Source organism: uncultured Flavobacterium sp. (assembly GCF_937967675.1).
Lineage (GTDB): Bacteria > Bacteroidota > Bacteroidia > Flavobacteriales > Flavobacteriaceae > Flavobacterium.
Map to the genome: position 1 here is coordinate 1 of NZ_CALBSN010000005.1, position 7,725 is coordinate 7,725.

Consider the following 7,725-nt stretch of genomic DNA (forward strand, 5'->3'; position numbering starts at 1 on the left):
AATTTTCTGCTGACAAAGGGAATAAGGTTGCCTCTCTTGAAGTAAGTGAAGAAAAAAGAAAAGAGAAAGAGGCGCTTAAGCGTGAACTTGAAAAAGAACAAGAGGCAAAACGTTTGCAGGAAGAAGAGCGTCAAAGACAAGAAATTATCAAAGCAAAAGCTGTTTTATCTGGGCCGAAAGCTATTGGTAAAATCGATTTAGATCCTAAAAAACTAGAAGTTAAATCTGAAAAACCAATTTCTGAAGAGAAGCCTGTTGGAGCTATAGAAAAAGTAGTGGAAGAAAAAGTTTCAGAACCTGTTAAAGCTGAAATTAAAGAAGCACCTCAAGTGATTAATAAGCCTGAAATTGTCAAATCAGTTAAAGAAGTAGAGGTTAAATCTGAAACTTCAACTGATGAAGCAGTTGAGGAAAAAATCGAAACACAATATCAAAAATTGTCTGGAGCTACTTTTACAGGTCAAAAAATTGATCTATCTCAATTTGAAAAACCTAAAAAGAAAAAAGAAGATTCTAAGAAAGATTTCAAAAAACCAGGAACACCTCAAGCTCAAAATGCTGGTGGTGCTAATGCGGCAAATAATAACAAAAACAAACGTAAGCGTATTGTTAAACCAGGTACGCCTGGAGCTCCTGGCGCAAATAATAACGCCGGAGGACCTAAAAAAGAATTTGTTAAAGGAGGGGCAGCTGGTGGTTTTAATAAAGGTAAGAAGCCAATTATTCAAAAGGTAGAGCCTTCGGAAGAAGATGTTAAAAATCAAATTAAAGAAACGCTTGAAAGACTTCAAGGAAAAGGTAATAAATCAAAATCAGCTAAATATCGTAGAGATAAAAGAGATTCTCACCGTCAACGCGTTGATGATGAATTGCAAGCACAAGAAGAAGGAAGCAAAACATTAAAAGTAACAGAGTTTGTTACTGTTGGAGAAATTGCAGCTTTAATGGATGTGCCAATTACTAAGGTAATCGGAACTTGTATGTCATTAGGAATAATGGTTACCATGAACCAACGTTTAGATGCAGAAACTTTATCTATTGTGGCAGATGAATTTGGTTATGAAGTAGAATTCATAACAACAGATATTGAAGAAGCTGCAGAAGTAGTTCAAGACAATCCAGAAGATTTAGTTCATAGAGCACCAATTGTTACTGTAATGGGTCACGTTGATCACGGTAAAACCTCTTTACTAGATTACATTCGTAAAGCAAACGTTATTGCGGGTGAATCTGGAGGAATTACACAGCACATTGGAGCATATGGAGTAATTTTAGAAAATGGCGAAAAAATCACATTCTTAGATACACCAGGTCACGAGGCGTTTACCGCAATGCGTGCACGTGGAGCTCAAGTTACCGATATTGCTATTATTGTAATTGCTGCGGATGATGATATCATGCCACAAACAAAAGAAGCAATCAGTCACGCACAAGCGGCTGGTGTTCCAATGATTTTTGCTATTAATAAAGTAGATAAGCCAGCAGCTAATCCAGAAAAAATTAAAGAGCAATTAGCTGGAATGAATTTATTAGTTGAAGATTGGGGTGGAAAATACCAATCACACGATATTTCGGCTAAACAAGGAACAGGTGTTTCAGAATTATTAGAAAAAGTGTTATTAGAAGCAGAAGTTTTAGAACTTACTGCAAATCCAAAAAAACCTGCGCTTGGAACAGTTGTTGAAGCTCAGTTAGATAAAGGAAAAGGATATGTTTCTACTATTTTAGTACAAGCAGGAACACTTCGTATTGGAGATTATGTGTTGGCTGGAAAAAATCATGGTAAAATTAGAGCCATGTTTGATGAAAGAGGTCACCAAATTAAAGAAGCGGGCCCATCTACTCCAGTATCAGTATTAGGTTTAGACGGTGCGCCAACAGCAGGGGATAAGTTTAATGTATATGAAGACGAAAGAGAAGCTAAACAAATTGCTGCAAAACGTACTCAAATGCAACGCGAACAGTCTGCAAGAACTAAAAAACATACAACACTTGCTGAACTTGGTCGACGTATTGCTCTTGGTCAGTTTAAAGAATTAAATATTATTATAAAAGGTGATGTGGATGGTTCTGTTGAAGCATTAGCTGATTCGTTTTCAAAATTATCTACTGAAGAAATTGAGATTAAAATCATTCATAAAGGAGTTGGTGCAATTACCGAATCCGATGTATTGTTAGCTTCTGCTTCTGATGCGATTATTATTGGATTTAATGTTCGTCCACAAGGAAATGCGAAACAATTAGCTGAAAAAGAGGAAATCGATATCCGTAACTATTCAATTATTTACGATGCAATTGATGACTTAAAAGATGCAATGGAAGGAATGTTATCTCCAGAAATGAAAGAAGAGATTACAGGCACTGCAGAAATTAGAGAATTATTTAAAGTATCTAAAGTAGGAACAATTGCTGGATGTATGGTTACTGATGGTAAGATTTTTAGAAATTCTAAGATTCGTTTAATTAGAGAAGGTGTTGTAATTTACACAGGTGAATTAGCAACTTTAAAACGTTTCAAAGATGATGTTAAAGAAGTTTCTAAAGGATATGATTGTGGTATGCAGATTAAAAATTACAACGATATTCGTGAGTATGATTTAATTGAAGGATTCCATGAAGTGGAAGTAAAGAAAAAATTGAAATAATTTTCATTCATACAATAAAAAAGGCCATTCATTGAATGGCCTTTTTTATTGTATGAAATTATTAGTTTGAAGGTTTGATAATTAAAGCGGACGGGTATTTTTTTCTAATTTCTATCATCGCACGTTCTACCTCTATTCGTGATTTAAAATTTCCAATCCAAACTTTATAGTTTGGGCTATTAAATATAATAGTTCCGTCTAAGTCTTTGAATTCTTTTTTAAATTCTTGTAACTTCTTTTTTGATTCTTCGCTATTTCCATAAAAAATTTGAATTTTATAGCCTTCATTCAAGAATAAACTAGTGTTAAGTTTTCTCTTTTCTTTTAATAATTGATCAATCTTGGGATCAATAGTAGTGGTTATTTTACTGTCTTGTGCAACTGTTTTTACACAAAAAAAAGTTGATAGGATAAAGAAGTACAATAAGTTATGTTTCGATCTATTTTTCATAATCAAATAATTATTATACAAAAATACAATTATAGACGAGAATCATGCGCTTGATTATTATTTAGAACAAATATAAATTACATTTTAAGATAAAATTAAGGTTTTAATAATAGTTCGAATATTGTATTTTTGTCGGAGTTTTGAAAAAATAACGTGTTGTTTTTAGATAAGGTATATCTAAAAGTATACCAAATTAAGTCGATAATCATTTTAAATATGAAAAAGGTGGGTAACCATAAATCGTTTTCAAAGATTTTCTTCAGTGTAGCATTCGTGCTAGTAACTTCTTTATCTGCATTCTCTCAGGATGCAGCAAAGGGTAAAGAATTATTTAATACCAATTGTGCAGCATGTCATAAATTAGACGCAAAAGCTACGGGTCCAGCACTTCGTGGAGTTGAGGCTAAGTATGATAAAGAATGGTTGTATAAGTGGGTAAAGAATAGTGGGGAATTAATCAAGTCAGGAGATGCGCAAGCTGTAAAAGTTTTTGAAGAGAACAACAAAGTTCCAATGACAGCATTTCCACAATTGTCAAATGAGGATATTGACAATATTATAGCTTACACTTCTGAGCCTGCTCCTGCTGCACCTACTGCGGTTCCTGGTGCTGCCCCAGTTGCTGGTGATGCTACTGCGGCTGATTCAGGTGTTTCTAATAATGTTATATTAGGAGTGCTTTCATTAGTGATGATGATGTTAGTTGTAATGTTGTTCTTGGTGAACAATATGTTGACTAAAATCGCTGGTGCTAAAGGGTTAGAGGTGGCTCAAAAAGATCGTTCAATTATGAATATCTTTAAAGCGTATGCAAAAAATCAGTTCTTAGTGTTGGTTTCTGCAATCTTGTTATTGTTGGTTTCTGCTTATTTTGCATACGGATGGATGATGCAGATTGGTGTAGATCAAGGATATGAGCCAGTGCAACCAATTCATTATTCACACAGAATTCACGCTGGTGATAACGGAATTGATTGTAAATACTGTCACTCTGCGGCAAGAGTTAGTAAGCATTCTAATATCCCTTCGTTAAATGTTTGTATGAACTGTCACAAAAACATCAGTGAAGTAGCTGAAACTACAGCAACTGAAGAGCATTCAAAAGCATTTTACGATGGTGAAATTGCTAAATTATATGATGCTGTAGGATGGGATAAGTCATTACAAAAATACACAGGAAAAACTAAACCAGTTAAATGGGTTAGAATTCATAATTTACCAGATCACGTTTATTTCAATCACTCACAACACGTAACTGTTGCTGGTGTTGAGTGTCAAACTTGTCACGGCCCTGTTCAGGAAATGGAAATCATGAAACAACATGCTCCGTTAACAATGGGATGGTGTATCAACTGTCACAGAGAAACAAATGTGAAAGTAGAAGATAATGCTTACTACAAGAAAATTCATGAAGAACTTTCTAAAAAATACGGAGTATCTCAGTTAACTGCGGCTCAAATGGGAGGTTTAGAATGTGGTAAATGTCACTATTAATAAAAATAATTTAAGAAGCTAATATACTATACAATGGCATCAAACAAAAAATACTGGAAAAGTGTTGAAGAGCTAAACGAAAATAGCTCTATTGTTGAGACGCTAAGAAACAACGAGTTTGTGGAACCAATTCCGGTTGACCAATTCTTAGGAGATAAAGAATCTTTATCTGCTTCGTCAACTACTCGTCGTGACTTTTTAAAATATGTTGGATTTAGCACAGCTGCTGCTTCATTAGCGGCTTGTGAAGGTCCTGTAGTAAAGTCAATTCCTTACGTAGTTCAACCAGAAGAAATTATTCCTGGTGTTGCTGATTATTATGCAACAACAATGGCTGATGGTTTTGATTTTGCTAATATTTTAATCAAAACTCGTGAGGGTCGTCCTATTAAAGTAGAGAACAATAATTTAGAAGGAGCAAAAACTGGAGCAAATGCAAGAGTTCATGCTTCTGTTCTTTCATTATACGATAGTTTACGTTTAAAACAACCTAAAATTGCTGGTAAAGATGCAACTTGGGCTGACGTAAACACTAAGGTTAAAGCTAGTTTAGAAGATGCTAAAGCAAAAGGTGGAAATGTTGTAGTGTTAACAAATACTATGGCAAGTCCTTCAACTGATGCTTTAATCGCTTCTTTAGTTGCTAAATATCCAACAACTAAACATGTTGTTTATGATGCAGTTTCTGAATCAAACGCTTTAGATGCTTTTCAAGCGGTTTATGGTGTAAGAGCTTTAGCTAATTATGATTTTTCAAAAGCAGACGTTATCGTTTCTGTTGGTGCAGATTTCTTAGGAGATTGGCAAGGAGGAGGTTTTGATGCAGGATATGCTCAAGGTCGTATTCCTAAAAACGGAATGATGTCTAAACATATTCAAATTGAAGCTAACATGTCTTTAGCTGGTGCTAATGCAGATGTTAGAATTCCAATGACAGTTGCGCAACAAAAACAAGCTTTGGCTGATTTATATTATGCTGTTGTTAATGGTGCTCAACCTAAAAATGCTCAAATTGCTAAAGCAGCTAAACAACTTAAAGATGCTAAAAACAAAGGTGTAGTTGTTACTGGTTTAGATGATGTAAATGCACAATTAGTAGTTTTAGCTATTAATAATGCGATACAATCTGCAGCTTTCAACCCTTCTGATGCTATTCTTACTAGAAAAGGTGATGCAAAAGCGGTTGCTCAATTAGTAGCAGATATGAAAGCTGGAAAAGTTCATACGTTAATTATGAACGGTGTTAATCCAGCTTACACTTTAGCTAATTCAAAAGATTTCGTTGCGGCTTTAAAATCAGTTAAACTTTCAGTTGCTTTCTCAATGAAAGAAGATGAAACTTCAACTTTGACTACAATTGCTGCTGCGGCTCCACATTATTTAGAGTCTTGGGGTGATGTTGCAATTACTAGAAGTAACTACAGCATTATGCAACCAACGATTCGTCCTTTATTCAATACAAAACAGTTCCAAGAAGCTTTATTAACTTGGACAGACAATACAGTTGCTTATTATGATTTCTTAAAATCTTTCTCTGCTACTTCTTTAGCTGGAAAATCTTGGAATCAAGCAGTTCATGATGGTTTTGTTGCTTCTGTAGCAAGTCCATTAACTGCAGCTTCTGCTGATTATGCTTCGGCAGCTTCGGCTTTAGCTCAAGCAAAATCTTCTAATTTCGATTTAGTATTATATACTAAAGTTGGAATGGGAGATGGACAACAAGCAAACAATCCTTGGTTACAAGAATTCCCTGATCCTATTACAAGAGTATCTTGGGATAACTACGTAACTATGTCTAAAGCAGATGCTGAAGCAAACGGATTTAAAAACTGGAATGTAGCTAATGGAGGTTTAAACGGAAGTTATGCGACTATCAAAGTAGGAAATGCTACTTTAGAAAATGTACCAGTTATTATTCAACCAGGTCAAGCAAAAGGAACTTTAGGTTTAGCTTTTGGATATGGTAAAAAATTAGGATTAAAAGAAGAGATGCAAGTAGGTGTTAATGCTTACGCTTTATACGCTAACTTAAACTCGAATCAATCTGCTACTATTACTGTTGCTGATGGTGAGCATGAATTTGCTTGTGTTCAGTTACAAAAAACATTAATGGGTAGAGGTGATATTATAAAAGAAACTACATTAGAAGTTTTCAATACTAAAGATGCTAAAGTTTGGAATCCAGTTCCAATGGTATCATTAGATCACAAACCAACAGCTGCTACAGAAGTTGACTTATGGGATTCTTTTGACAGAAGCGTTGGACACCACTTTAACTTATCTATTGATTTAAACGCTTGTACAGGATGTGGAGCATGTGTTATTGCATGTCACGCTGAAAATAATGTGCCAGTTGTAGGTAAAGCAGAAGTTAGAAGAAGTAGAGATATGCACTGGTTGCGTATTGATAGATATTATTCTTCTAAAGAAACGTTTGCTGGTGATATTGAATTAAAAGAGTCTGCTAGTGGATTAATGAATTCTATCGATACTTTCTCAAGTATGGAAGACCCTTCAGAAAATCCTCAAATAGCTTTCCAACCTGTAATGTGTCAGCACTGTAATCACGCTCCTTGTGAGACAGTATGTCCAGTAGCTGCAACATCGCATGGTAGAGAAGGTCAAAACCACATGGCATACAACAGATGTGTTGGTACTCGTTACTGTGCTAACAACTGTCCATATAAAGTAAGACGTTTCAACTGGTTCTTGTATAACAAAAACAGCGAGTTTGATTATCATATGAATGATGATTTAGGTCGTATGGTTATCAACCCAGATGTAAATGTACGTTCTCGTGGAGTTATGGAGAAATGTTCTATGTGTATCCAAATGACTCAAGCAGTTAAATTAAAAGCAAAACGTGAAGGTAGAGCAGTAGGTAAGGATGAATTCCAAACAGCTTGTTCTGCAGCTTGTTCAAGTGGTGCTATGAAATTTGGAGATATCAATGATTCAGAATCAGATGTTGCTAAATTAGTAGAATCTGATAGAATGTATCATTTATTAGAGCACATCGGAACAAAGCCAAACGTTATGTACCACGTGAAAGTTAGAAACGATAAATAAGTATTAATTAAAGAAACAATATAAAGGATTATGTCGTCTCATTACGAAGCACCCATTAGAAAACCT

The 7,725-nt window shown here is 34.9% G+C and carries 4 protein-coding genes; 3 read left to right on the forward strand and 1 reads right to left on the reverse strand.

Annotated elements, in window-relative coordinates:
* The coding region (infB, locus tag Q0075_RS00400) for a translation initiation factor IF-2 (RefSeq protein WP_297867791.1) at positions 1–2,645 on the forward strand (2,645 nt) is incomplete at its 5' end.
* 61 nt (positions 2,646–2,706) lie between these two features.
* Here the strand turns inward: infB and Q0075_RS00405 are convergent.
* Positions 2,707–3,096 (reverse strand): SPOR domain-containing protein, encoded by a 390-nt coding sequence (locus tag Q0075_RS00405; protein WP_297867792.1) that lies wholly within the window; start codon positions 3,094–3,096, stop codon positions 2,707–2,709.
* Positions 3,097–3,312: 216 nt separating this feature from the next.
* Here Q0075_RS00405 and Q0075_RS00410 point away from each other — a divergent pair, with 216 nt between their 5' ends.
* Positions 3,313–4,590, forward strand: coding sequence for a c-type cytochrome (locus Q0075_RS00410; protein ID WP_297867793.1), 1,278 nt, complete (start codon positions 3,313–3,315; stop codon positions 4,588–4,590).
* Between the two features lie 33 nt (positions 4,591–4,623).
* Positions 4,624–7,659, forward strand: coding sequence for a TAT-variant-translocated molybdopterin oxidoreductase (locus tag Q0075_RS00415; protein WP_297867794.1), 3,036 nt, complete (start codon positions 4,624–4,626; stop codon positions 7,657–7,659).
* The last annotated feature ends 66 nt before the right edge of the window (positions 7,660–7,725 follow it).